20 protein-coding genes are annotated in these 25,274 nt (G+C 73.5%); 16 read left to right on the forward strand and 4 right to left on the reverse strand.

The window, feature by feature from the left end; translation table 11 throughout:
- The first annotated feature begins 34 nt into the window (after nt 1–34).
- Complete coding sequence (locus SGLAU_RS25155) at nt 35–1,252, forward strand: MFS transporter (RefSeq protein ID WP_043504745.1); 1,218 nt, start codon at nt 35–37, stop codon at nt 1,250–1,252.
- Nucleotides 1,253–1,429: 177 nt separating this feature from the next.
- On the opposite strand, the gene SGLAU_RS25160 is transcribed toward SGLAU_RS25155, so the two are convergent.
- Nucleotides 1,430–2,368 carry a ScbA/BarX family gamma-butyrolactone biosynthesis protein gene (locus SGLAU_RS25160; RefSeq protein ID WP_063838893.1) on the reverse strand — a complete coding sequence of 313 codons (939 nt, stop codon included), beginning with the start codon at nt 2,366–2,368 and terminating at the stop codon, nt 1,430–1,432.
- Between the two features lie 119 nt (nt 2,369–2,487).
- Between SGLAU_RS25160 and SGLAU_RS25165 the strand changes: the two genes are divergently transcribed.
- The 3 genes from SGLAU_RS25165 to SGLAU_RS25175 all read left to right on the forward strand — a co-directional run bounded on the left by SGLAU_RS25165 (nt 2,488) and on the right by SGLAU_RS25175 (nt 4,783).
- Nucleotides 2,488–3,111 carry a ScbR family autoregulator-binding transcription factor gene (locus SGLAU_RS25165; protein WP_043504746.1) on the forward strand — a complete coding sequence of 208 codons (624 nt, stop codon included), beginning with the start codon at nt 2,488–2,490 and terminating at the stop codon, nt 3,109–3,111.
- Complete coding sequence (locus SGLAU_RS25170; RefSeq protein ID WP_279628007.1) at nt 3,108–3,962, forward strand: NAD(P)H-binding protein; 855 nt, start codon at nt 3,108–3,110, stop codon at nt 3,960–3,962. Before SGLAU_RS25165 ends, SGLAU_RS25170 begins: the two co-directional genes overlap by 4 nt.
- A 62-nt stretch (nt 3,963–4,024) precedes the next feature.
- Entirely contained in the window at nt 4,025–4,783 is a 759-nt protein-coding gene (locus tag SGLAU_RS25175; protein ID WP_078957885.1) for an SDR family NAD(P)-dependent oxidoreductase, read from the forward strand.
- Between the two features lie 52 nt (nt 4,784–4,835).
- Here the strand turns inward: SGLAU_RS25175 and SGLAU_RS25180 are convergent, their stop codons facing one another.
- A complete protein-coding gene (locus tag SGLAU_RS25180) occupies nt 4,836–6,017 on the reverse strand; it encodes a transposase (RefSeq protein WP_043504748.1) in 1,182 nt (393 codons plus the stop codon).
- A gap of 258 nt (nt 6,018–6,275) precedes the next feature.
- Here SGLAU_RS25180 and SGLAU_RS25185 point away from each other — a divergent pair, with 258 nt between their 5' ends.
- The gene (locus SGLAU_RS25185) at nt 6,276–6,890 is read left to right on the forward strand and encodes a TetR/AcrR family transcriptional regulator (protein WP_043506999.1); all 615 of its coding nucleotides are present in this window, start codon (nt 6,276–6,278) and stop codon (nt 6,888–6,890) included.
- A 281-nt stretch (nt 6,891–7,171) separates the two neighbouring features.
- Entirely contained in the window at nt 7,172–8,473 is a 1,302-nt protein-coding gene (locus tag SGLAU_RS25190) for a helix-turn-helix transcriptional regulator (protein WP_159072804.1), read from the forward strand.
- A 77-nt stretch (nt 8,474–8,550) separates the two neighbouring features.
- On the opposite strand, the gene SGLAU_RS25195 is transcribed toward SGLAU_RS25190, so the two are convergent.
- Nucleotides 8,551–10,230, reverse strand: coding sequence for a cellulase family glycosylhydrolase (locus SGLAU_RS25195; RefSeq protein WP_043504750.1), 1,680 nt, complete (start codon nt 10,228–10,230; stop codon nt 8,551–8,553).
- A 166-nt stretch (nt 10,231–10,396) separates the two neighbouring features.
- Nucleotides 10,397–12,250 (reverse strand): acyl-CoA dehydrogenase, encoded by a 1,854-nt coding sequence (locus SGLAU_RS25200; RefSeq protein ID WP_063838894.1) that lies wholly within the window; start codon nt 12,248–12,250, stop codon nt 10,397–10,399.
- Nucleotides 12,251–12,611: 361 nt separating this feature from the next.
- On the opposite strand from SGLAU_RS25200, the gene SGLAU_RS25205 reads away from it, so the two are divergent.
- The 10 genes from SGLAU_RS25205 (at nt 12,612) to SGLAU_RS25250 (ending at nt 25,200) form a co-directional block, all read left to right on the forward strand.
- The gene (locus SGLAU_RS25205) at nt 12,612–13,301 is read left to right on the forward strand and encodes a ScbR family autoregulator-binding transcription factor (protein WP_043504751.1); all 690 of its coding nucleotides are present in this window, start codon (nt 12,612–12,614) and stop codon (nt 13,299–13,301) included.
- Between the two features lie 795 nt (nt 13,302–14,096).
- The gene (locus SGLAU_RS25210) at nt 14,097–15,323 is read left to right on the forward strand and encodes a cytochrome P450 family protein (RefSeq protein WP_043504752.1); all 1,227 of its coding nucleotides are present in this window, start codon (nt 14,097–14,099) and stop codon (nt 15,321–15,323) included.
- Between the two features lie 175 nt (nt 15,324–15,498).
- Nucleotides 15,499–16,161 (forward strand): ScbR family autoregulator-binding transcription factor, encoded by a 663-nt coding sequence (locus SGLAU_RS25215; protein WP_052413881.1) that lies wholly within the window; start codon nt 15,499–15,501, stop codon nt 16,159–16,161.
- A 179-nt stretch (nt 16,162–16,340) separates the two neighbouring features.
- Nucleotides 16,341–16,736: a cell division protein SepF gene (locus SGLAU_RS25220; RefSeq protein ID WP_043504753.1), complete on the forward strand. Its 396-nt coding sequence runs from the start codon at nt 16,341–16,343 to the stop codon at nt 16,734–16,736.
- 368 nt (nt 16,737–17,104) lie between these two features.
- Nucleotides 17,105–18,313: a hypothetical protein gene (locus SGLAU_RS25225; RefSeq protein WP_043507004.1), complete on the forward strand. Its 1,209-nt coding sequence runs from the start codon at nt 17,105–17,107 to the stop codon at nt 18,311–18,313.
- Nucleotides 18,310–18,675, forward strand: a complete 366-nt coding sequence (locus SGLAU_RS25230) for a nucleotide pyrophosphohydrolase (protein ID WP_052413882.1) — start codon at nt 18,310–18,312, stop codon at nt 18,673–18,675. The genes SGLAU_RS25225 and SGLAU_RS25230 overlap by 4 nt, the downstream gene beginning before the upstream one ends.
- Nucleotides 18,676–18,846: 171 nt before the next feature.
- Nucleotides 18,847–19,317: a DUF6099 family protein gene (locus SGLAU_RS25235; protein ID WP_043504756.1), complete on the forward strand. Its 471-nt coding sequence runs from the start codon at nt 18,847–18,849 to the stop codon at nt 19,315–19,317.
- Nucleotides 19,318–20,121: 804 nt separating this feature from the next.
- A complete protein-coding gene (locus tag SGLAU_RS25240; protein ID WP_043504757.1) occupies nt 20,122–21,045 on the forward strand; it encodes an LLM class F420-dependent oxidoreductase in 924 nt (307 codons plus the stop codon).
- 148 nt (nt 21,046–21,193) lie between these two features.
- Nucleotides 21,194–22,663 carry a 3' terminal RNA ribose 2'-O-methyltransferase Hen1 gene (locus SGLAU_RS25245; protein WP_043504758.1) on the forward strand — a complete coding sequence of 490 codons (1,470 nt, stop codon included), beginning with the start codon at nt 21,194–21,196 and terminating at the stop codon, nt 22,661–22,663.
- A complete protein-coding gene (locus tag SGLAU_RS25250; protein WP_043504759.1) occupies nt 22,660–25,200 on the forward strand; it encodes a polynucleotide kinase-phosphatase in 2,541 nt (846 codons plus the stop codon). The genes SGLAU_RS25245 and SGLAU_RS25250 overlap by 4 nt, the downstream gene beginning before the upstream one ends.
- Nucleotides 25,201–25,274 lie beyond the last annotated feature (74 nt).

Consider the following 25,274-nt stretch of genomic DNA (forward strand, 5'->3'; position numbering starts at 1 on the left):
GACCGCCGGACAGCACACCGAAGGAGACCGAACCGTGCCTCGCGCCGTATACGTCCTGGCACTCGGCATCTTCGCCATGGTGACCAGCGAGTTCGTGGTCGCCGGACTGATGCCGCAGATGGCCGACGGCCTGAACGCGACGATCCCGCAGATCGGATACCTCATCACCGCCTTCGCCGTGGCCATGGCGGCCGGCGGGCCCTTCCTCACCATCGCCGTCATGAAGTTCCCGCCCCGCACCGCCCTGATGGTGCTGTTCGCCATCTTCCTGGCGGGCAACGTGCTGGCCGCCACCGCGACCGGCTACGGGACGATGATGGCCGCGCGCATCATCACCGGCATCGCCTCGCAGGCGTTCTTCGGCGTGGGCATCTCCATGTGCGCCCAGCTCACCCGCCCCGAGGTGCGCGGCCGGGCGATCGCGGTGGCCATGAACGGCCTGATGCTCGGCACCCTGCTGGGCCTGCCCATCTCCACCCTCGTCGGTGAGCGCTTCGGCTGGCGCGCGGCGTTCTGGACCATCACCGCGATCACCGTGATCGCCGCGGTGGCCACCCTCTTCGGGGTGCCGCGCATCGAGCGGGCCGAGGGCGGCGGCAGCTTCCGCGAGGAGGTCGGCGTCTTCCGCAAGCCCAAGCTGTGGCTGGTGCTGTCCACCAGCACGCTCATCATCGGCGCCACCTTCTCCGCGTTCAGCTACTTCAACCCGATCCTCACCGAGGTCACCGGCTTCTCCACCGGCACCGTCCCGCTGCTGCTGATCGCCTACGGCGCCGCCACCGTCATCGGCAACAACGTCGTCGGCCGCTTCGCCGACGCCCACACCGTCCCGGTGCTCGCCGTCGGCCTGGTCCTGAACACCGTCTTCCTGGCCGGCTTCGCGCTCCTGGCCGACCTGCCCGTCCCGGCGGTCGTCTGCATGATGGGCATCGGCCTGGTCGGCGTCACGATGAACCCGGCGATGGCGACCCGCGTGCAGCGCACCGGAAACGCCGGCCCGCTCGTCAACACGGTCCACTCCTCCTTCATCACCCTCGGCATCATCCTCGGTTCCTCCATCGGTGCCGTCGTCATCGAGGCGTGGGGTCTGCGCGCACCGCTCTGGCTCGGTGCCGTCATGGCCGTCGCCGGCCTGGCCACCGTCCTGCCCGATCTCGGCCGCAGGTCCGCCCCGGCGGCGGCCGCCGGGCCCGAGACGGCCGTCGCGGCCGCGCCCACCGGCGCGCCCGCCAAGCAGACCGAGCAGGTCTGACCCGCGTTCGGCGAAGGGGCGGCCGGCATCCAGCCGGCCGCCCCTTCGTGTGTGCCGCGACGCCCACGCGCGCGGCCCGCCGTCACCGGCGGGCCGGCAGGCGGCCGCCGCGGTCCCGCCCGCCCCGCCGCGCGGGCGGGGCCGGCGGGTGAGGCGGGAAGAACCGGACGGGAGGCCCTAACGGCACCGCGGGCCGCCCGCGTCCAGCGTGACCGCGCAGTCGAACAGCTCGTGACCGTGCTGCGTCCCGGTCACGGACAGCGTCGGCCGCCCGGCGGCGTCCCTGCCGGTCTCCCTGGCCTCGACCCAGGCGGGCGCGTCCAGTTCCGCGTACCGGAGGAACCGGGTCTGCATCGCCGTCACCGCGGCGTACGGCCAGCCGTCGAGGACGTGGGCCGCCTGCCGGGCGGCCTCCAGCAGCAGCATGCCGGGGGCGTGGTCGACCGGGTGGTCGAAGAGCGCCCGGTGCCCGGTGTCCACCCTCAACTGCCAGCGGCGGGCCGAGCCGGCGGGCGCGAGGACGACATCGGCGGCCCGGTCGCGGCCCGCGGGTCCGGCGGGTATCGCGGCCGGCACGGGGATCGGCCGGACGGCCGCCAGGTCGGCGTGCGCGCCGCGCAGCCGCCGGTAGACGGCGGGGGCCTGGATGGTGAAGCGGCTTGCGGCGGTGGCCAGCGGCACCCCGTCCCGCAGGACCTCGTAGTCGAGCGCGAGGGCCGCCACGCTCCCGCGGCGGTGCACCACCTCCCGGGCGGACACGTGCAGTTCGACGTCGGCCGGTGATCCGTCGGCCCACAGGGCCGCCGGGTCCAGCCGCCAGGCGTAGGTGTCCCAGACCAGGTGGTGCCCGAAGGGGACGTCGTAGGCGTGGTGCGACAGCAGCGGGAACGACTGGCGAACGGTCTCGCTGAGGAGGAGGGGGTCGTGGCGCCCGCCGCGCACGGCATAGAAGGGGTGATCTCCCGGCCAGCGGGCGGTGACGACGAAACAGTTGTCCGCGACGCGCCGCCACCCCGTCAGGAGCACCTGGTCGGCATTGTGTTTGTGGACGGACCGCTGCGCGACTGGGCGCGTCCCGGCGGCGGCATCGATGGTTAACGGCTTGGTCAACGTCACTCCCAAGGGACAGAAGGTGACCGAACAAGGCCCGTCTAGGGCGGTAGCTGGACTGCCGCGGCAGCCGCATGTAAACCTAAAGGACGTTCTTTTTGTTGTCGAGGATGGCTGATCAGACGATGACCCGACCGACCCAGGAGAGGGCTCTGCGCACCCGCGAAGTACTGCTGCGGGCGGGAGCCGAGGTGTTCGACGAGTGCGGATACGCGGGGGCGGGCATCAACCGCATCCTCGAACGAGCCAAGGTCACCGCCGGGGCTCTCTACTTCCACTTCAAGTCCAAGGAGGGCCTGGCCCGCGCCGTCATGAGCGCCCAGCCCGCCGTGATCGAGCCGAGGCTGAACTCCCGCGGACTCCAGCGCCTGGTCGACATCACCCTGGTGTGGGCGCACGAACTCCAGGTGAACGCCCTGCTCCGCGCGGGTGTCCGGCTCTCGGTCGAACAGGGGAGCTTCGGGCTGCGGGACGCCTCCTCCTACCTGGGCTGGAAGGAGATAATGGCGGAGTGCCTGCACACGGCCGTCGACGAGGACGAACTGCTGCCCACGACCCGGCCCGACGACATCGCGGAGTTCCTGGTCGGCGCGTGTACCGGCGTCCAGCTGTACTCACAGCTGATCAGCGACCGCGCCGATCTGCCGCGCCGCACGGTCGTCATGTGGCGGATGTTGCTGCCCGGCATCGCCCGCCCCGAGACCATCGCGCGCATCGACCTCGACGTCGCGAGGGGCAGGTCCCGGTGAGACTGCGGATCGCCGTCGCGGGAGCCACCGGAACCGTCGGACGCCGGCTGGCCGCACTGCTGGGCGCCGACCACGAGGTGCTCTCGCTGACCAGGTCACCGGAGCAGGCCGCCCGGCTGGGCGTCCCGGGCCGCCCCGTACAGGCCGACTTCGGCCGCCGAGCCGGTCTGGAACGCCTCCTCGAAGGGGCCGACGCCCTGTTCGTCGCCACCTTCGACCCCGTACGGCCGTGCCACGACGAGCACCTCGCCGACGCGGCCCGGCAGGCGGGGGTGCGCCACGTCGTCAAGCTCTCCGCGCTCGCCGTCACCGACACCGGAGCCCAGGACCTGATCACCCGCTGGCAGCGCGACTGCGAGGACATCTGGCGGGCCGCGGGACCGGCCTGGACGTTCCTGCGGGCACGCGCCTTCATGTCCAACTGCCTGGCCTGGGCGGACGCCGTCCGCGCCGGCGGCCCGGTGCGCACCCTGCACGGGGACGCCCCGAACGCCTGCGTGGACCCCGCCGACCTGGCCGAGGCGGCGGCCCGCGCCCTCACCGGCCGCGGCCACCACGGCCGGGCCTACGCCCTGACCGGCCCCCGTGCCCTCTCGGCGCGCGAGCAGGTGGCCCACCTCGCCGAACTGCTGGGGCGCCCGCTGCGGCACGAGGCACTGACGGAGGAGGAGGCCCTGGCGCACTGGCGCGCCCGGTACCCGGAACCCGTCGCCCGGGCACTGCTGGAGAGCGCCCGGCGACAGGCCGCCGGGGCCAAGGCCTCCGTCACCCGGGACGTGGAGCGGGTGACGGGCCGCCCCGCCACGCCGTTCGAGGCGTGGGCCCGCGCGCATCTGGCCCGGTTCCGCTGAGAACCGCCCGCCCGCCCCGGAAACGTTCGGACCCCTCGATAGGAGAAGAGGACGACACCCACATGCTCCTGGACGGCAAGACCATCATGATCACCGGTTGCTCCAGCGGCATCGGAGCCGCCGCCGCCCGGCTGTTCGCCGCGGAGGGCGCCCACGTCGTGCTGATGGCCCGGCGCGAGCAGCGGCTGCGCGAACTGGCGGCAGAGATCGAGGAGAACGGGGGATCGGCGCTGCCCGCGCCGGGCGACGTCACCCGCGAGCAGGACGTCGCCCGGACCGTGGAGGAGGCGGTGCGCCGGTTCGGCCGGCTGGACGGGGCGTTCAACAACGCCGGCTGGGCCTGTGTGGGCAAACCGCTCCACGAGATCGACCAGGCCGACTACGAGCGCGTCATGGACGTGAACGTGCGCGGCGTGTGGAACTGCCTGCGGCGGCAGATACCGGCCATGCTCGCCGACGGGCAGGGCGGTTCGATCGTGAACACCTCCAGTGTGGCGGGGGTGCTGGCACCGGGCTCGGGAGCACCGTACGTGGCCGCCAAGCACGCGGTGCTGGGCCTGACCCGCGCCGCCGCGGCCGACTACGGCGAGCGCGGCATCCGGGTCAACGCCCTGGTGGTGGGCAGTGTCAGGACCGAGCTGATGGAGGAAGTGCTCAGCGAGGACCCGCGGTTGGAGGAGCCCTTCGTGCGCCGCGCCCCCCAGCGGCGCATGGCGGCGCCCCACGAGGTCGCCGAGGCCGCGGCCTGGCTGCTGGCGGGCCGCGCCTCGTTCGTCACCGGTGCCGCCATGGCGGTGGACGGCGGCTGGACCGCCGCCTGACCCGCCGCGCCCGCCGGACGCCCCCGTTCGGGACACTCCCCGGACGGGGGCGTCAGGCGCTCAGGCAGTCGGCGGGGCCGGAGGTCAGGCGCCGGTAGGCGTACGCGGCGGACACCATCGTCATGTGGTGGTGCCAGCCGGGGTAGGAGCGCCCCTCGAAGTCCAGGAGGCCGTAGCTCTCCTCCAGTTCCCGCAGGCTGTCCGCCACGAGCTGCTGACGCCGTATCAGGGAGAAGACGTAGCCCGCGTTGCGCCGGCGCAGGGAGCTGAGCCAGTACTGCGCGCCGCCGCTCCCGCCGGGGGAGTCGAGCGCGAACAGCCGGTGCACGGGCGGGTGCCCGCCGGGGCCGGTCGCGTGCCGTCCCGGCAGGCGCACCAGCGCCGAGCGGACCCGCACCGGCCCGCAGCCGGCGTCCAGGTGGGACAGGGCCACGCGGAAGCGGGTCCCGCCCGCTCCGATCATCTGCTCCGCGGTCGCGGGGCCGGCCGGCGGGGACGCGGGCGTTCCGGGACCGTGCTGCACCACGGGGTGGTCGGGGCGCACCCGGACCAGCCACTCTCCCGGACCGGACGCCGGCCCGGCGGCGGGCTCGGCCAGGTCCCCGGTGACGGTCAGGTCGGCGACGAGCGGTGTGCGCTGGGCCCACGGTGCCGAGCCGGCGCCGGCGGCCATCTCCAGGGCGCGCTTCCAGGCCGAACCGCCGGTGACCGAGTCGGGGATCCTCGCCCGCCGGCGCAGCGCGGCGTCCTCGCACCATCCGCCGTCCAGGACGAGGTCCCAGTCGACGGGGATCGCCTCGGTCCGCGAGACCATGAACAGGCCGACGCCGACCTGGCAGTTGACCGTGGCGCCCAGCCCGGGCACGAAACGGCGCTGGACCCCGACGGAACTGCTGCCCTTCTTCTCGGCCACGAACGTGGCGGCGACCCAGGCGTGGTCCGGGAGCCGGCGGGCCGCCAGGCGGGCGAGGACGGACCGCGGCTGGTGCCAGTCCCAGGGGCTGGCGGTGATGAACTGCTGGAGCGCCTGCCCGGCGCTCGGCTCACCGCATATCTGTCCGGCCAGGCGCTGCATCGTCTTGCGGCCGGGGGTGCTCAGCAGTCCGCGCAGGTACACGTCGGCCCAGCGCTGCTGGTCCACGCGCGGCAGGCTCCCGAACACCGTGTGGACGAAGTCGGTCAGGGACCACCCCGTGCGCGCGACGGATGACCTTGCGGGGCAGGTGGTGACCATGGTGACGCGTTCCCCCTCGATGCGTTGGCGACGACCTTGACCGCAGCCAAAACATAGCAGACGTTCTCTTTGTTTTGGGTCGGGATCCAGCCGATCACGCGGCCGACGGCTCAGCCGGGGCTTGCCTTCGGTGAGGCGAACAATGCAAGGTTTGTCTCGGATTTCGGGCCGGTGTCACCACTGGTCGACCGTTCGACCAGCGCCGGAAGAGTCGGGCGGACCGCGCGCGAGGTGCAGGGATTGCGGGAGAACGTCGGTGTGAAGCAGGTACGAGCCGTGCGGACGCGGCGCCTCATCCTGCAGGCCGCCGCGGAACAGTTCGACCTGCGCGGATACGCCGGCACCCCGCTCAACTGCGTCACGAGGGCCGCCGGGATCTCCATGGGCGCGCTCACCTTCCACTTCCCGACCAAGCAGGACCTCGCGGACGCCGTCCAGCTGTCCGGCATCGAGATCACCAGGGACGTCGTCGAGCAGACGGCCGGCCTGCCCGTCGCCCCGCTGCACGGCGCGCGCGCCCTGGCGCTGTCGGTCACCCGGCTCCTGGAGGAGTGCACCACGGTCCGCGCGACCGCCCGGCTCACCCGTGAACGCTCGGGCGGTGACGGCTGGACCGGCGTCTGGCTCACCTGTCTGACCGAACTGCTGCGCCGGGCACACGACGAAGGACGGCTGCGCCCGCGGGTCGCGCCCGAGACGTTCGCCGAATCGGTGCTGTTCCTCATCATGGGCATCGAGGAGTACACGCGCTGCGCCGCACTGGGGACGGACGGCGACTCCCCCGCCGTCCGCCGCGTCGCGCGTGCCTGGGATCTGCTGCTGTACGGGGCCCTTGACTCGGCCGGGCAGGCCGGGGGCAACCTGACCAAGTAGGCGACGGTTGAACGACCGTCCTTGCACCGGCCCCCGGCGCCGGGTGACCTTCTATGCCGGGTTGGCGGTTTCCCATCGGCGACGAGGCCGGTGCACGGCGCCCGGCAGCGCGGCCGTCACCCACGCGCAGCGATCGCCCCGGCACCCCTCGACCGATCCCCGTCGGGGCCCTGCGGCCAGTGGTCCCCTCTGCTTTCCCCATCCACGCCGACAGAAGGTGACAGAACGTGAACCCAGTGCTGGAGGCCGGAACTCACCCGCTGCACGGTCGGTCCGAGGAAGTGTCGACGCTTTGTCACGCCATCCGCTCCGCGCACCAGGCCGGAAGCCTCCGCGTCTCCCTCGAGGGAGGGCCGGGAACGGGCAAGTCCCGCCTGCTCGCCGAGGCCGCCGCCCTGGCGGAGTCGGCCGGCGCGACGGTGCTGCGGGGGCTCCACGAGGACCCCGTCACGTACGACGGCACCGTCGTCGTCCTCCTGGACGACACCCACTGCTCCGACGAGACCGACGTCAAGGCGCTGTCGAGGGTGCGCCTGAAGGCCGCGGGACTGCCGGTCGTCTGGTGCACGAGCCGCCGGTGGGGGAGGCCCAACAGCCCGCTCGACATCGCCCTGGGCTCCCTGGCCGAGCCCCACCGGGCGTTCCGGCTGCGTCCGCTCGACGAGCGTGCCGTCCAGCGGATGGCCCAGGACATCCTGGGCGCCGAACCCGAGGGCGAACTGGCCCGGGCGGTGTCCTCGGTCTCGGGACATCCCCAGGCGCTGCGGGTGCTGCTCGAAGGGTTCCTCGACGAGGGCCGGGTGGAGATCGGCGCGCGCGCCCGGCTGACCGGCGCCGGGCTGCCGGAGAAGTTCACCGCGCTGGTGCGCCGTTATCTCCAGGACTGCTCTCCCTCCTGCACCCACCTGCTCCTCGTGGCCTCCGTCCTGGGCACCCACCTGATCTTCGGCGAGCTGACCGACGTACTCGGGGTCAAGCCGTCACAACTGCTGCCGGATCTCCAGGAGGCGGTGTTCTCCGGCCTGCTGAGCCGGGACCGGGACGACGTGCGGTTCAGCAACATGCTGTTCCGGCAGGTCATCCTGGACTCCATGCCGGCCTCGGCGCAGGCGGCCATCCGCCGGCAGGCGGACGAGTACCGGGCCCGGCAGTTCGGTGCGGCGCTCGAAGGCGTCGGCCGGGGCACCGGCCCGGACAGATCCGCCCCGCCCGCGGGCCCCGCCATACGTCCGCAGCCGTTCGCGAGCACCGCCCCGCCCGCCCCGGACGGGTTCCCGGCCGGGGCCGCGGAGCGCGAACCGGCGGACGGCACCGGTGCGGTGCCCCCGATCCCGGGCTGGGACCACCTGACGGAGAAGCAGGTGCTCATCGCACGGCTCACGGTGCAGGGGCTCACCAACAAGGAGATCGCGGGGCGCCTGTACCTGTCGCCGCACACGGTCAACTACCACCTGCGCAAGATCTTCCAGGCGCTGTCCATCCGCTCCCGGACCGATCTCGTACGGCTCACGCACAGCGCCGCCCGTCAGCACGCGGCCGCGGGCGGCACCGGGTGGTCCGGGGAGATGCGGACGCCCTTCTGAGCCGGGCGCCGCGGCGGTTCGCCCACAGCGGCCGGCGGGGACCCGGTCCCCGCCGGCCGGCCGTGGTGGCGCGCGCGTCAGGAGACCGCGCAGGCCGTCCCGTTCAGGGTGAACGCCGCCGGGGCGGTGTTGGCGGTGGCCCGGGTGCCGGTGAAGCCGAGCGTGACCGAGCCGGAGGCGGGGATCGCGGCGGTGTAGGGGGCCGCGGCGACCGTCACGGCGGAGCCGGCCTGGGCGGGGGTGCCGCCCCACAGGTTGCTGATGGTCTGGCCGTCCGGGAAGGCGAAGGCCAGGGTCCAGCCGTTGATGCCGGTCGTCCCGGTGTTGCGGAGGGTGATCTCGCCCTGGAAGCCACCGGGCCACTGGTTGACGACGCGGTAGCCGACCGCGCAGCCGGTGCCGGGCGTGCCGGTGTCCTTGCCGGTGGTGACGGTGACCGTGGCCGAGCGCGGCGAGCGGTTCCCGGCCGCGTCCCTGGCGTAGACGGCGAAGGTGTACGCCGTCTGCGCGCTCAGACCGGAGACCGTGGCCCGGGTGGTGGTGGCGGAGGCGGCCGGGGTCTCCGTGGTGCCGCTGACCCGGACCACGTCGTAGCCGGTGACGGCGACGTCATCGTCCGCCGCGGGCCAGGTGAGGGTGACGGAGGTGGCGGAGACGGCGGAGGCGGCCGGGGTGCCGGGGGCGGTCGGGGCCTGGGTGTCCGGGCCGGTGCCGCCGAACACCGTGGCCTCGCGGGAGGTGTGCGCGATGCCGTTCGCGCCGTGGAAGACGCGCTGCCCCCAGGAGCTGAGCCGCGCCGGGTCGAAACCGATCGCCAGGTCGAGGACCGGGTCCGTGTTGCCGCTCCAGGACCACGCCAGGTAGCCCAGGCCGAGCCGCTCGGCGGTGGCCATCATGGTGTCCTCGTCCGGGTCGCCCCACTGGTCCGCCGGCCCGCCGAACTCACCGATGACGAGGGGGAGTTTTGCGGTGACGAAGGCGTTCAGATAGTCGGTGATCTCCTGGGCCGTGTCGTAGACGCTGTACATGTGGATCGAGAAGACCAGGTTGCCGGTGGGGTCGGCGGCGTACACGGACCGGGCGTCGGCCCGCATGACGCCCTGCCAGTCCTGGCCCCAGTTCGGCGCGTCCACCATGATCGTGTGCTGGAAACCGGCGGCGCGCAGCTTCTTGACGGCGGCGATCGTCGGCTCGGTCCAGCCCTGCGGGTTCGTGTTCCCCCAGGGCTCGTTGCCGATGTTGACGATGACGTAGTCCTCCTCGCCGGCCAGGACGTCCTCGAGGCTGAGCCAGTAGTCGGCGGCGTGGTCGAGCGTGCCGGCCGCGGCCTCCTCGCCGTAGCCGGTGGTGTCGTGCACCTCCAGGACGCAGATCAGGCGGTTGGCCTTGCAGTCGCCGACGACGGCCGCGACGTCCTCGGGGCCGTTGCGGGTCCAGCGGTGGCCGTCCGAGAGGACGACCCGCACGGTGTTGGCGCCCAGTGCCTTGATGTCGGCGAGCGACCGGGTCTCGCCCGGATACCAGGTGTGGGCGTGGTTGACGCCGCGCATCACGAAGTCGTTGCCATTGCCTTCGAGGAGGCGGCCGCCGCTGACGTGCAGACCGGTGGCGGCGGTGCCGGGCGACTGCGCCCGGGCGGCCGGGGAGGCCAGCGCGAGCAGGCCCAGCAGGGTGGCCAGGGCGGCCGCGACCGCGAGCAGGGGAGTGGTTCGCGTGGTTCGCGTCGTACTTCTCGACGTGCTTCCTGTCGACCTCACTACGGCTCCAATGGGGTGAGTGAGAAACCGGACGGGGAGGGAGTGCCGGGGTGGCGCAGGTGTGGGAGCGCTCCCATAGAAGCCATTGCGTCAAGAGCACGTCAAGAGGCGGGACGGGGGGCAGCGGTCCGGCGGCCCCGCCCGGGTGCCGTTCTCGGAGCGGCGGTCAGGCCATCGTGGGCAGGGCCAGGGAGCGGGAGCCCAGTGCGGACCGCGGTGCCGGATCGGGGGCGGGCCGGTAGTGGTCCACGTAGTCGGGACCCGCGATGGGCACCCGGGACAGGAACTCCTCGGGCAGGTCGAAGGCGTCGACCAGGGTCATCAGATGAGGGGCCAGATCCGCGACCACCCCGCCCTCGGTGGCAGGCAGCGACGTCACCTGCTCCGGCGTCATCAGACCCGCTGCCAGCAGGTCGCCGGTGTGCGGGCGCAGCTGGTCCAGCAGGAAGAGACGGGCGACGTTCTCCAGCAGGAACCTGGCACGCGCGGTGCGGGCCTCGCGGACGGCGGCCAGCAGGGCGTCGGCCGCCTGGACCCGGGCGTGCGCGGAGACCATCTCCAGGGCGGCCTCCGCCGTCGCGTTCCACCGGCCGACCGGATCCCCGGCGGGGCCGCCGCGCAGATCCTCCCGGGCGCGGGTCTGCCAGATCCGCTCCACCGAGGCGAGCAGATCGCGCAGGAAACCCAGGTCGCCGAGATCCCGGCCCTCGGGCCGCACCGGCCGGCCGGGGCCCGACTCGTGCCCGAAGACCATCTCGGAGGCCGCCTTCACCCAGATCACCAGGTTGTCGCCCTCGGCCGTGATGCCGCCCTCGATGCTGAGCTGGAGGTCGGTCAGGCCGTTCTGCGGGAAGAGGCCCTGCGCCCCGCAGCGCTCCCGGCACTCGACGGTGATGTCCCTGGCCTGCCAGGTGATCCAGCCCTTGGCGACGGCGATCAGCCGCTCGACCTCTTCGCGCTGCTCACGGTCGGTCTCGTCGTGGGCCGTCCAGCGGTCGACCACCGCGCGGTGCAGAAACGTCATGGCATACGCGGTGGACAGGGAGCGCAGCAGCCGGGCGTGGTGGCTGCGGTGCGCGGTCAGCGGCACGCGCTGGCCGGCCTTGGCACCGCCGATGTGCCGGTGGTGCGAGTAGCGCACGGCGATGGCGAGGGCGGCGCGCGCCATGCCGAGCGTGCCGGCGCTCATGCACAGCTTGCCCACCGTGACACGGCCGACGGACCGCAGGAACCGCTTGCGTCGGTTGCCCAGTGAACTGGTGAGCCTGCCGCTTCCGTCCAGCCGGCCGTGGGCCGCCTCCAGCATGGCCTCGCGCGGGAGCCGGACGTGGTCGAAGGAGGTCAGGCAGTGGTCGACCGGCGGCCCGGTGCGGTCGGGCAGCCGCTGGACCCGGACGCCCGGCAGGTGACCGTTCTCGTCGCTCAGCGGGGTGAGGAAGAGGAAGATGCCGTGGTCCTCGTCGTCGACCAGCAGCCGGGCGGCGACCACCGCGGTCTTGGGGCCCCCGGTGAGGCTGGTGTTCGGCATGAACTTCTGCGCCCCGGCGGTCGGCGTGTGCAGCACGAACCCGCCGGTCCCGCGGTCGTAGCGGGCGACCGTGCGCAGGTTGGCCACGTCGTTGCCGTGCTCCAGCTCGGTGCACAGGAAGACACCGGTGCGGCGCATGGCCGTGTACGGCGACAGATCGCGGCAGTAGCCGTCGTGGTCGAGCAGGCTGCCGAGGAAGAGGTTGTAGTGGATGCTCGCCAGGGTGCACAGGCCGCCGTCGACGAAACCGGTCCACTCGTGCAGCGCGGCGAGCCGGCGCGCGTCGTAGGCCAGCGCCTCGGCGGAGGGGATGGCGCGGTTGATCAGCCGGAGCCGCTGGTAGGAGAGTTCGGCGCGGTCCCGGGGAGCGAGCCCCGGACGGTGGGCGAAGTCCTCGCCCGCGACCAGCGCGCGCCACCGGCCGTGCACGCGGGCCCGTTCGTCGCCGTCGAAGAGCAGATGGGTGAGTTCGTCCACGGCGCTGCTGTCCACGGGCGCAATGGTACGGAGTCGGCCAACCGGTCCGCCCACCCGGTCGGCCTCTCCGGCGGCGCCGCCGGGCGGTGCTTCGGCCCGCTGAAACATCGACTGTCCCCCAGTGAGTGCCGAGCCGGAAGGCGGGAGTTGGGCAACGGTTCCGGACAAAAGCTACGGACCAATCGGTTTGTTATCAAGCCCTTGCGAAACCGGCTGGGTGGTTTTATTGTTCGGGCGGACGTGTGAATTGAACCGGTTTCACGCGCCCGGTCTTGTACGACGGGTGGTGCGACTCGGCGCCAACTCATCACTCCACGCGGCAACAGGAACACAAACCTCTCAGTCTCTTCCGGTCGAGAGGTGACGGAGGGGTGCAGTGGCACAGCAGGAGCGGGCCATCCGCACGCGCCAGAAGATCGTCAAGGCGGCGGCGGAACTGTTCGACGAGGTCGGCTACGAGGCTGCGACCATCTCCGAGGTCCTGAAAAAGTGCGGCGTGACCAAGGGCGCGTTGTACTTCCACTTCTCCTCCAAGGAGGAGCTCGCCCAGGAGGTGCTGGCCGCACAGGTCTCCGCCCTTCCCCCCGTCCCGCCGACGGAGCTGTACCTCCAGCAGACCCTGGACGAGGCGCTGCTCCTCGCCCACCTGCTGTGTCTCGGCGACCCGATGGTGCGCGGCAGCATCCGGCTCACCGTGGACCAGGGCTCCCCGCAGGACGGGCTGGACCGCCGGGTGCCCATGCAGGGCTGGATCGACCACAACACGGACGTCCTGGCCCGGGCCAAGCGGGCCGGCGAGCTGCTGCCGCACGTCGATGTGCCGTCCACGGCCATACTCTTCACCAGCAGCTTCACCGGAGTGCAGGTGCTCTCCAAGATCATGACCGGGCACGCGGACATGGTCGAGCGGGTCACCGACCTGATGCGCAACCTCATCACCGCGATCGCGGTCCCGGGCGTCCTGGTCCGGCTGGACTTCGCCCCCGACCGGGCGGAGCGGGTCTACAAGGAAGCCGTCCGGCTCCGCGACGAACGGACGGCGGAGGAAGCGCCGGTCACGGCGTGAGGCCACGCGGACCGCAGGGGTAGGCGTGGTCCGGGTGAACGAGGACCTCTCGCCGTCCCGGGGACCCGAAGTCCGGGCGCGGAACGGCCTCCGCTCCCCGGCGAGAACGGCTGCGAGCTGAGCTGGCCTGGCTTGGGCCGAGCTGGCCTGGGCTGAGGTGGCCTGACCTGGCGCCTGAGGTGGCCCGACCCCGACCGGAGGGCACCGCGCACCGGCCGTCGCGCCCCCGACGGTGCCGCGTCATCCAGCACGGCGGCGCCCCGAGGGCACGGCGAAGGGGCCGGGGCCGACGGCGGTGCGGGGCTGCGGTGTTGGCGGCGGCGCCCGGCGGCACGCGGTCGAGGGGTCGGCCGTGGGCCGTGGGCCGTGTGCTGTGGGCCGTCGCGGAGGTCGGCGGTTGGCAAGCTGCCGCCTGCTGGCTGCCGTTCGCCGTCCGCGAGCGCCCAGTCGCCGCCCGTCGCTTGCCGTTCGCCGTCTGCGGGCGCCCGGTTGCGCCGTCCGCCGTCCGTCATCTGCCGTTCGCCGTCTGCGGTTACCGTTCGTCCCGGCCGCCGGGGAACGCGAGGCTCGCCCGACGGGCATGACTGCCTGCCGCCGGTCGTGTATCACTACACACACCGGACGCACGACTTCGCGCCGGTGTGACGCCGGCGCGCGCCGGCCCTCCGAGCACGGCGGGGCCGGTGACGGGCCCGTCGTCATGGGAGAAGCAGCAGCCGCCGCTCGTCGATCTCCTCGGTGGTGGGTGCGCAGGGCTGGGGGCGAACGCGAGACGACCGAACGGAGCGCAGGAGAATGAACCTCACCTCTGGTGTCCACACACTGGACGTGACCGGGCGGGACCTCGCCGCCGAGGCCGCGATGCTGCGGGCGCGGGGCCCCGCCGTACAGGTCGAACTGCCCGGCGGAGTCCGCGCCTGGGCCGTCGTCCGGCAGAGCCAGGTGGAACGATTGCTGCTGGACCCGCGCGTCTCCAAGGACGCGCGGCGCCACTGGCCCGCCTTCGTCGAAGGGCGGATCACACCGGACTGGCCGCTCTTCCCGTGGGTCGCCAACGAGAACATGCTCTTCGCGTACGGCGAGGAGCACGCGCGCCTGCGCCGGCTGGTCGCGGGGGCCTTCACCGCCCGCCGCACGGCCGCGCTGCAGCCGAGGATAGAGGAGATCACCGTCGCGCTGCTCGACGCGATGGAGGCCGCTTCCGAGGACGGCCGGGCCGAACTCCGGTCGGCCTTCGCCGAGTCGCTGCCGCTCCAGGTCGTCTGCGAGCTGTTCGGCGTCCCCGAGGGGGAGGCCAGGGCCGAGCTGTGTGCCGCTCTGCGCGTCGTGTTCTCGTCCAGCGTCACCGCGGAGACCATGGAGACCGCCCGGGCCACCGCCTTCCGGCTGCTGGCCGAGCTGGTGGCGGCCAAGCGCGCGGCGCCCGGGGACGACCTGACCTCCTCGCTCATCGCCGCCCGGGACGACGGTGACCGGCTCAGCGAGAACGAACTGCTCGGCACGCTCTTCCTGATGATCGCCGCCGGCCAGGACACCACCTCGACGCTCATCGTGAACGGCGTGGGGTCGCTGCTGGCCGACCCGGAGCAACTGGCGCACGTACGGGCCGGCCGGGCCGGCTGGGAGGACGTGGTCGACGAGACGCTGCGGGTGCACAGCCCGGCCGCCTACTCACCGATGCGGTTCGCCGTGGAGGACATCGACCTGGACGGCGTGCTGATCCGCCGGGGCGACCCGATCCTGGTGAACTTCGCGGCGGGCGGCCGCGATCCGGAGCGGTACGGTGACGACGCCGACCGTTTCGACCTGCTGCGCACCGACCGCGACGTCCTGGGCTTCGGGCACGGCGTGCACCGCTGCCTGGGGGCGCCGTTGGCGGTCCTGGAGGCCACCATCGCCTTCCGCGCCCTGTTCGCGCGCTTCCCGGACCTGGCTCTCGGCTGCCCGGTGGAGGAACTGCGCCCGCTGCCGACGTTCCTGCTCAACGGTTTCGGCGCCCTGCCCGTCGTGCTGCGGCGCTGAGACGGGAGGCCGGAAACCGCGAGGCCGGTTTGTTAAACTGACTGCCCATTACTGGGCGAGGACTGCATGCACTGTACATACGTACATCCGGCTCCACCCGGCTGAACCGACTGCCGGGTGGAGCGGAACCTCGTCTCCCGCGGCACTGACGTCCAGTGGAGCAACGGAGTCCTCCATGGCCAAGCAGGAACGCGCGATCCGGACGCGCAACGCGCTCATCACCGCCGCGGCCGAACTGTTCGACCAGGACGGGTACGAGGCGTCCTCCCTCGCGGTGATAAGCGCCAGGGCGGGAGTCAGCAGCGGAGCACTGCACTTCCACTTCGCCAACAAGGCCGCGCTGGTCGACGGAGTGGTCAACGCGGCGGGCGAACGCCTGCGGTCGATCACCCGGCACCGCGACGCGCTGTCCCTCCAGGTCCTCATCGACGCCAGCCACGACCTGGTGCGGGGGCTGGCCCAGGACGTCGTGCTGCGCGCGGGTTTCGCGCTCAGCGCCCGCCCCGAACGCACCGCGGCGGCCCGCGACCTGCGCCGGGACTGGCAGACGTGGGTCGAGGCCACGGTCGAACGGGCGGCCCGCGAAGGGGCGTTGATGCCGGGTGTGGTGCCCTGCGACCTCGCCACGACCGTGGTGGCCGTGGCGGCCGGCCTGGAGGCCCTCGGCGGCGGGGACCCCCGCTGGCTGGACCGGTCGGCCCTGGCGCGCTTCTGGGCGCTCGTGCTGCCGTGCGTCGTCAGCCCGGCGGCGCGCGACCTGTTCGCCGGCCTGGGGCGTGCCGGGTGCGATCCGGTGCCGCGCGGTGTGCCGGTGGCGCCCCCGCGGATCGGTTCGTGAACCGTACCACTTCCGCTGTTTCCGGCGGGGCCGGGCAGTGGAGGACACCGCACCGGCGCGGGTGACCCGCATCGCGACCTGCGGCGTCGCACACCGTGTCGCTGTTGGGCCGAACGGGTGACTTGGCGTAAGAATTGGCTGGTGCAGGCGATGAGTGCGAGTCAGATCGGGGGGAGCCGGTGAACAGTCACGGTCACGACGTCACCGATGAACAATGGGAAGGGCTCGCCCAGGTCGTGCCGCTTCGGGGCCGCGACGCGTGGCCGTCCGCGGTCGGCCACCGCACGCTGCCCGAAGCGGAGACGGAGACCCGCCGGCGCTTCGTGGTGCTGCGGGTCAACGTGTTCGCGGACGCCCGTGAGGTCGCCGAGACCCTGATGGCGGGGATCCCCGTCCTCCTCGACCTCACCGGGGCGGAGGGGGAGGTCGCCAAGCGCGTCCTCGACTTCAGCACGGGGGTGGTCTTCGGTCTCGCCAGCGGGATGCACCGGGTCGACCGGAACGTCTTCCTCCTCACCCCGCCCGGCACCGAGGTGCAGGGGCTGATGGAGGGCGCGGGGCTGCCCGGCGTCTGAGCGGGGAGGCACGTCCGGTCGCCCGATCGTAGGAAGGGCCGCCAAGCGGAACGGTTCGCCCCGCGGCCGGGTCCTACGGTCCGCATATGGCTGCGTCCTTTGCATCGTCCCCGGATTCCGAGCGGTCCGCTTCCCTCTCCGCGCCCTCCGGGGCGCCCGGCCCGGCCGGCCCGCCCCCGGCACCGGGTCCGTCCACGACGGGTGCGCCCGGCGGCGCCGGTACGTACGGGGCTTCCGGCTCGCCGGCACTCCCCGACTCCTCCGGCCCCCCTGGCCCGTTCGTCCCCTCCGTCGCGTCCGGCCGGGCCGTCCCCTCCCCGTCCTCCGTCCCGGCCGGGGAAGCCGACGCGCCGGGCGCGCCGGTGCGGGTGCCGGTGTCCGCGCGGCCGCCCGGGTCGGTGTCCGCCGGGCAGCCGGCAGCGGGGGCGGCGGCCGGGGACACGCCCGGCGGGAGCGCACGGCGTTCGCTGCGCCCGCACCTCACCGAGCTGCGGCTGTCCGCCTTCGCCGGGCACCGGCGGGCCGGTTTCCCGCTGGGGCCCGTGACCCTGCTCGCCGGGCCCAGCGGAGCGGGGAAGACCAGTGCCCTGCGGGCGTACGAGGCGCTCGCCCGGCTCGGCGGGGGCGCGCCGCTGGACGAGGTGTTCCAGGATCCCGGGGCGTGTGTGCCCGAGCGGGCGCGGCCCGACGCGCAGCAGCGGCGCGGATTCCGGATCGGCTGTACGGCCGACGGGCCGGAGGGGCCGGTCCTGCTGGACGTCGCCGTCCAGGCCGAGCCGGAGCTGCGGATCGTGGGGGAGCGGCTCACCGCGCGGGGAGTGGTGCTGCTGGAGACGGCGCTGCGCGACCCGGCCCGGCGCGCGGTGCAGGCCGCCTGGCACACGGCCGGCTCGGCCCCGGTCACGCGTGCCCCGCTGCCCGACGACCGGCTCGGCACCGCGCTGCTGCCGCTGCGGGTGGCCGGGAAGACCGACGGGCAGCGCCGGGTGCTCGCCGCCGCCGAGCAGATGGTGGTCGCCCTGCGGTCGGTCTTCACCTGCGATCCGCTGCCCGAGCGGATGCGGGCCCCGGTGCAGCACGGCCCGGGGCGGCTGTTCGGCACCTGCCACAACCTGGCCGATGTGCTGTGGCGCACCCGCGCGGAGTGCGGCCGGCGGCACGCGCAGTTCGTCGAGGCGGTCGCCGCCGGGTGCGCCGGGCCGGTGGCGGACGTGCTGGCCGAACCGGCCGGCCCCGGCACCCTGCGTGCCCTGCTCGACCGGGGCGACGGCTTCCGCACCGACTTCGCGCGGCTCGGCGACGGCGAACTGCGGTACGCCGCCCTGGCGCTGGTGCTGCTCACCGGGCCCGGTGTCCTGGAGGTCGACCCGCCGGGGGAGGTGCCCGCCGCGCTCCAGGCGCTGACCGTGCTCACCGACGGCTTCGACCGGCAGGTGGACGTGGGGCAGCGACGGGCACTGCTGCGGCTGGCGGAGCGGTCCGCGCGGGACGGGCACATCCGCTTCCTGGGGGCGGTGAGCGACGCTTCCTGGGCGGCCGGGGAGCCCGCGGTGACGGTGGTACACCTGAAGCCGTGACGAGAGAGCACCAGCACCAAGAGCCCCGGGAAGACCGCGAGCCCCTCGACGTGGCCCGGCTGCAACGCCGGCTCGCCGAGTTCGCCGCGGCCCGTGACTGGCAGCCGTACCACACGCCCAAGAACCTGGTGGCGGCGCTGAGCGTCGAGGCGTCCGAACTCGTCGAGATCTTCCAGTGGCTGACCCCGGAGGAGTCGATGCGGGTGATGGCCGATCCGGACACCGCGCACCGGGTCAGGGACGAGGTCGCCGACGTGCTCGCCTATCTGCTCCAGCTGTGCGACGTGCTCGGCGTGGACCCGCTGGCCGCGCTGGACGCGAAGATCGACCGCAACGAACGGAGGTTCCCCGCACCGGAGTGACTTCCTCCGTTATTACTCTCCGCAGTCGAAATCCCTGTCGAAGCCGAATTGTTGTCCGCAATTTCCGCCTTCCTCTAGCTTTTCGTCTCAACGGCCCTCACTCTGGGTAGTGACACAGTGGAGGTCGGGCGGACGCGCCGAGAGCGCGTCAGGACGGGACGGGGGCGACGCATGGACGCGGTGCGGCTCATCGTGACGAGCAGGCGGGCCCTTGCGGCGAGCGGCGAAGTGCCGCAGATCATGACGGAGGTGTGGCAGGCGCAGGCGCTGGCACAGGCGATCGGCAGCCGCCTCGCCGTCTTCGGCCCGCCCGAACTGCGCGGCGAGGCGCTGGGGCTGACGGAGCTGGCGGGCCGCGGCTGCGGGGTGCTGGACCCCCCGGATCTCGGCCCGGACGAGCTGCGCGCGGCCCAGCTCACCGAACTGGGCGACGCCCGCCAGGCATTGACCTACCTGGGCGGACTGCTCGGCGAGGTCGGCATCGCGATGGTCGGCATCGCCTGCGCCGCGCCCGACGAGGCGACGTACTGGCAGTGCATGGAGGCCATCGACGCGGCGGACGAGTCCCGGGACCGGGTCCGCGAACTGCTGCGCAGACTGGCGGACCGGGAGCAGGCGATACCCGAGCGGGAGGCAGGCTGACCACCCCCGCCTCCCGCGACCCGAGAACAGGGCGCCACCGGTCGCCCGGCGGTCCGGCTCCACCCGAGCCGGCGATCGCCATCGTGCCGGGTCACCCGGCCCCGGCACGCCCCGCCCCGGGGCGCACCATCCTCACCCGCCGGGAGAGGGCAAGCGCACCCGCACGCCCACCGGCCACCCCGCACGACGCTGGCGGAGCACCCCGCACGGCGGCCACCTGGTCACCCGGCGCGGCAGCGACCGGCCACTCCGTGCGACGCCTGCGGAGCACCCCGCGCGGCGGCCATCGGCCACTGCGCGCGACGCGCCCGCGGAACACCAAGCACGACGCTGGCGGGGCACCCCGCAGGGCGGCCACCTGGTCACCCGGCGCGGCAGCGACCGGCCACTCCGTGCGAAGCCTGCGGAGCACCCCGCGCGGCGGCCACCGGTCACCCGGCGCGGCAGCCACCGGCCACCCCGCACGACCGCCCGCGGAACACCGAGCACGACGCTGGCTGGACACCCCGCACCGCGGCCACCTGGCGCCCCGCACCGCGGCCCGGCGACCACCTCGCCGGTCGCCCCGCACCGCGGCCCGGCGACCACCCCGCCGGTCACCCCGCACGGTCGCCCACCGCCCGTCGGTCACCCCACCCGGGTCGCCGCGCAGACGGCCACCCCGCACGACCGCCCACCCGCCGTTCCGGACGGCGCCCGGGGCGTGCTCGCCCGGTGTGGCCGCGCGGCTCCGCCGGGCCATCGCGCCACGCCCCGCCGGACCCGCGGCCTCCGGACCGGGCTGCCACCAGGCAGGATGGACCCATGGACCTTCGAATCTTCACCGAACCCCAGCAGGGCGCCACCTACGAGACCCTGCTCACCGTGGCCAAGGCCACCGAGGATCTGGGGTTCGACGCGTTCTTCCGCTCCGACCACTATCTGAAGATGGGTTCCGTCGACGGGCTCCCCGGGCCCACGGACGCGTGGATCACCCTCGCCGGTCTCGCCCGCGAGACGAAGCGGATCCGGCTGGGCACGCTGATGACCGCCGCCACCTTCCGCCTGCCCGGTGTGCTCGCGATCCAGGTCGCGCAGGTGGACCAGATGTCCGGGGGCCGGGTGGAGCTGGGGCTGGGCGCCGGCTGGTTCGAGGAGGAGCACAGGGCCTACGGCATCCCGTTCCCGAAGGAGAAGTTCGGGCGCCTGGAGGAGCAGCTGGCGATCGTCACCGGCCTGTGGGCCACGGAGCCCGGCAAGACCTTCGACTTCCACGGCCGGCACTACGACCTCACGGACTCGCCCGCGCTGCCCAAGCCCGCGCAGCCGAAGGTGCCCGTGCTGATCGGCGGCCACGGCGCCACCCGTACCCCGCGGCTCGCGGCCCGGTACGCCGACGAGTTCAACATGCCCTTCGCCTCCGTCGAGGACAGCGTGCGCCAGTTCGGCCGGGTGCGTGCCGCCGCGGAGGAGATCGGCCGCAAGGGCGACGACCTCGTCTACTCCAACGCCCTGGTGGTCTGCGTCGGCAGGGACGACGCCGAGGTGGCCCGCCGCGCCGCCGCCATCGGCCGCGAGGTCGACGAGCTGAAGCTCAACGGGCTGGCCGGCTCCCCGGCCGAGGTCGTCGACAAGATCGGCCGCTACGCGGAGGCCGGGTCGAGCCGGATCTACCTCCAGCTCCTCGACCTCGGCGACCTCGACCACCTGGAACTGATCGCCGCCCAGGTGCAGTCCCAGCTCTCGTAGCACCCCCCCGCGAATAACCGTGGGCGCAGGTCCGGACCGGTGTGCGATGGTACGACGGTCATCCTGCCGAAGCCCCCAGGATCACCACTCCTGGGGGCTTTCGCGTAGGCCGTTCCCGTCCGATCCTTCCGCCGGAGAGGCCCTCCGCATGTTCCTGACGATCAGTACCACCGGCACCCCCGAACGCCCGGCCACCGACCTCGGCTACCTGCTGCACAAGCATCCCGGGAAGGCGCAGGCGTTCTCCACCTCCTACGGCACCGCGCACGTCCTCTACCCCGAGGCGGACGAGCAGCGGTGCACGGCGGCGCTGCTGCTGGAGGTGGACGCGGTGGCACTGGTCCGGCGCGGCAAGGGCAAGGGCCGCGGCGGCGCCCCCGACGCGGCGCTCGCGCAGTACGTCAACGACCGCCCCTACGCCGCCTCCTCACTGCTCGCGGTGGCGATCGGCGCCGTCTTCTCCAGCGCGATGCGCGGAGTGTGCGGCGCCCGGCCGGAGCTGCCCGCGCGGGCCCGGCCGCTGCGCGTGGAGGTGCCCGCGCTGCCCGCCCGCGGCGGCGCCGGGCTCGTCCGCCGCCTCTTCGAGCCGCTGGGCTGGACGGTCACCGCCGAACCCGTCGCCCTGGACACGGCGTTCCCGGAGTGGGGCGACTCCCGGTATGTGCGGCTGGTCCTGGAGTCGGAGTCCCGCACGCTCGCCGAGGCGCTGCGGCACCTGTACGTGCTGCTCCCGGTCCTGGACGACGCCAAGCACTACTGGGTGTCCGCCGACGAGGTCGACAAGCTGCTGCGGGTCGGCGAGGGCTGGCTGCCCGACCACCCGGAGCAGAAGCTGATCACCAGCCGCTACCTCTCCCGCCGCTGGTCGCTGACCCGGGAGGCGATGGCCCGGCTCGAGCTGGTGCGGCTGGCCGAGACGGACGACAGCGAGGTCGAGGCGATCGACAACGCCGTCGCCGCGGAGGCCGAGGCCGAGGAGAGGCCGGCCCCGCTCGCCGTGCAGCGCCGCGACGCCATCGTCGCGGCGCTCACCGAGGCCGGCGCCGCCCGTGTCCTGGACCTGGGCTGCGGCGAGGGGCACCTGGTGCAGACCCTGCTCCAGGACCCGCGGTTCACCGAGATCGTCGGCGTCGACGTGTCGGTACGCGCCCTCACCATCGCCTCCCGGCGGCTGAAGCTGGACCGCATGGGGGAGCGGCAGGCCTCCCGGGTGCGGCTCCTGCAGGGCTCGCTCGCCTACACCGACAGCCGGCTCAAGGGCTATGACGCGGCCGTGCTCAGCGAGGTCGTCGAGCACGTGGACCTGCCCCGGCTGCCCGCCCTGGAGTACGCGGTGTTCGGCGCGGCCCGCCCCCGCACGGTCCTGGTGACCACCCCCAACGCCGAGTACAACGTGCGCTGGGAGAGCCTCCCGGCCGGCCACGTCCGGCACCGCGACCACCGCTTCGAGTGGACCCGGGAGGAGTTCCGGGCCTGGGCCGGCGCGGTGGCCGAACGACACGGGTACGGCGTGCGGTTCGTGCCCGTCGGATCGGACGACCCCGAGGTGGGGCCGCCCACCCAGATGGCCGTCTTCACCAGGAACGACGCGAACGAGAAGGAGGCGAAGGCAGCATGACCGAGACCCCGGAGGGACGAACCCTTCCCGTCACCGACCTCTCCCTCGTCGTGCTCATCGGGGCCTCCGGCTCCGGCAAGTCGACCTTCGCCCGCCGGCACTTCAGGCCCACCGAGGTGATCTCCTCCGACTTCTGCCGCGGCCTGGTCTCCGACGACGAGAACGACCAGAGCGCGACGCAGGACGCGTTCGACGTCCTGCACTACGTCGCGGGCAAGCGGCTGGCCGCCGGCCGCCGCACGGTGGTGGACGCCACCAGCGTGCAGAAAGAGGCCCGGCGGCAGCTCCTCGACCTGGCCAGACAGCACGACGTCCTGCCGATCGCCATCGTGCTCGACATGCCCGAGGAGGTGTGCGCCGCACGCAACGCGACCCGCAGCGACCGCGCCGGAATGCCGCGCCGCGTCATCCAGCGCCACATCCGCGAACTCAGACGCTCGCTGCGGCACCTGGAGCGCGAGGGGTTCCGCAAGGTGCACGTCCTGCGTGGCGTGGAGGAGGCCGAGCGCGCCACCGTCGTCACCGAGAAGCGGCTCAACGACCTCACGCACCTCACCGGCCCCTTCGACATCATCGGCGACGTCCACGGCTGCTCGGCGGAACTGGAGGCGCTGCTCGGCAGGCTCGGCTACGTCGACGGCGTGCACCCGCAGGGCCGTACCGCCGTGTTCGTCGGCGACCTGGTCGACCGCGGCCCGGACAGCCCCGGGGTGCTGCGCCGCGTGATGTCCATGGTGAAGTCGGGCAACGCGCTGTGCGTGCCGGGCAACCACGAGAACAAGTACGGCCGCCTCCTGAAGGGCCGCAAGGTCCGGCACACCCACGGGCTCGCCGAGACCGTCGAGCAGATGGACGGCGAGAGCGAGGAGTTCCGGCAGGAGGTGCGCGAGTTCATCGACGGACTCGTCAGCCACTACGTCCTGGACGGCGGCAAGCTGGTCGTCTGCCACGCCGGCCTGCCGGAGAAGTACCACGGCCGCACCTCCGGCCGGGTCCGCAGCCACGCCCTCTACGGTGACACGACCGGCGAGACCGACGAGTTCGGCCTGCCGGTGCGCTACCCGTGGGCGGAGGACTACCGGGGCCGGGCGGCCGTCGTCTACGGCCACACCCCGGTGCCCGAGGCCACCTGGCTGAACAACACGATCTGCCTGGACACCGGCGCCGTGTTCGGCGGCAAGCTCACCGCGCTGCGCTGGCCGGAGCGGCAGCTCGTCGACGTACCGGCGGAGCGGGTCTGGTACGAGCCGGCGAAGCCGCTGCGCAGCGAGGCACCCGGCGGGCACGACGGCCGGCCGCTGGACCTGGCCGACGTGCGGGGCCGGCGGATCGTGGAGACCCGGCACGCGGGCCGGATATCGGTGCGGGAGGAGAACGGGGCCGCCGCCCTGGAGGTCATGAGCCGCTTCGCGGTCGACCCCCGGCTGCTGCCGTACCTCCCGCCGACCATGGCCCCGACCGCCACGAGCACCGTCGACGGCTACCTGGAACACCCGGCGGAGGCGTTCGCCCAGTACGCCGGGGACGGGGTCGCGCGGGTCGTGTGCGAGGAGAAGCACATGGGGTCGCGGGCCGTGGCCCTGGTGTGCCGGGACGCGGACGCGGCACGCCGGCGGTTCGGCGTGGACGGGCCCACCGGGTCCCTCTACACCCGCACCGGGCGGCCCTTCTTCGACGACGGCACGGTCACCGAGGCGGTCCTCGGCCGGCTGCGCGAGGCGATCGGCGCCGCCGGGCTGTGGACGGAGCTGGACACCGACTGGCTGCTGCTGGACGCCGAGCTGATGCCGTGGTCGCTGAAGGCGTCCGGGCTGCTGCGCAGTCAGTACGCCGCGGTCGGCGCCGCCTCCGGCGCCGTGTTCCCGGGCGTGCTGGCCGCCCTGGAGGGCGCCGCGGCGCGGGGCGTGGAGCTCGGCGGGCTGCTGGACCGGCAGCGCGAGCGGGCCGCCGACGCGGCGGCCTTCACCGCGGCCTACCGCCGCTACTGCTGGACCACCGAGGGCCTGGACGGCGTCCGGCTGGCGCCGTTCCAGATCCTCGCGGTGCGCGGCCGCAGCCTCGCCGGGCTGCCGCACGACGAACAGCTCGCCCTGCTGGACCGGCTCGTCGAGCACGACGGCAGCGGACTGCTGCAGACCACGCGACGGCTGTACGTCGACACCGCGGACCCCGAGTCCGTGCGGGCCGGCGTCGACTGGTGGCTGGAGATGACCGGGCGCGGCGGTGAGGGCATGGTCGTCAAACCGGTCGGCGCGCTGGTCCGCGACAGCGAGGGGCGGCTGGTGCAGCCCGGCATCAAGTGCCGGGGCCGGGAGTACCTGCGGATCATCTACGGTCCCGAGTACACCCGCCCGGACAACCTGGCCCGGCTGCGGCAGCGGTTCCTGAACCACAAGCGGTCACTGGCCGTGCGCGAGTACGCCCTCGGTCTCGAGGCCCTGGACCGGCTGGCCGAGGGCGAGCCGCTGTGGCGGGTCCACGAGGCGGTCTTCGCGGTGCTCGCCCTGGAGTCCGAGCCGGTGGACCCGCGGCTCTGACCCGCCGCCGCGGGCGGCGCTCTCCCGGCCGGGCCCGGGTCCGCGGGCGGAGCCGGACGGATCGGCGGGGAAAC

The organism is Streptomyces glaucescens, from assembly GCF_000761215.1.
Classification (GTDB): domain Bacteria; phylum Actinomycetota; class Actinomycetes; order Streptomycetales; family Streptomycetaceae; genus Streptomyces; species Streptomyces glaucescens_B.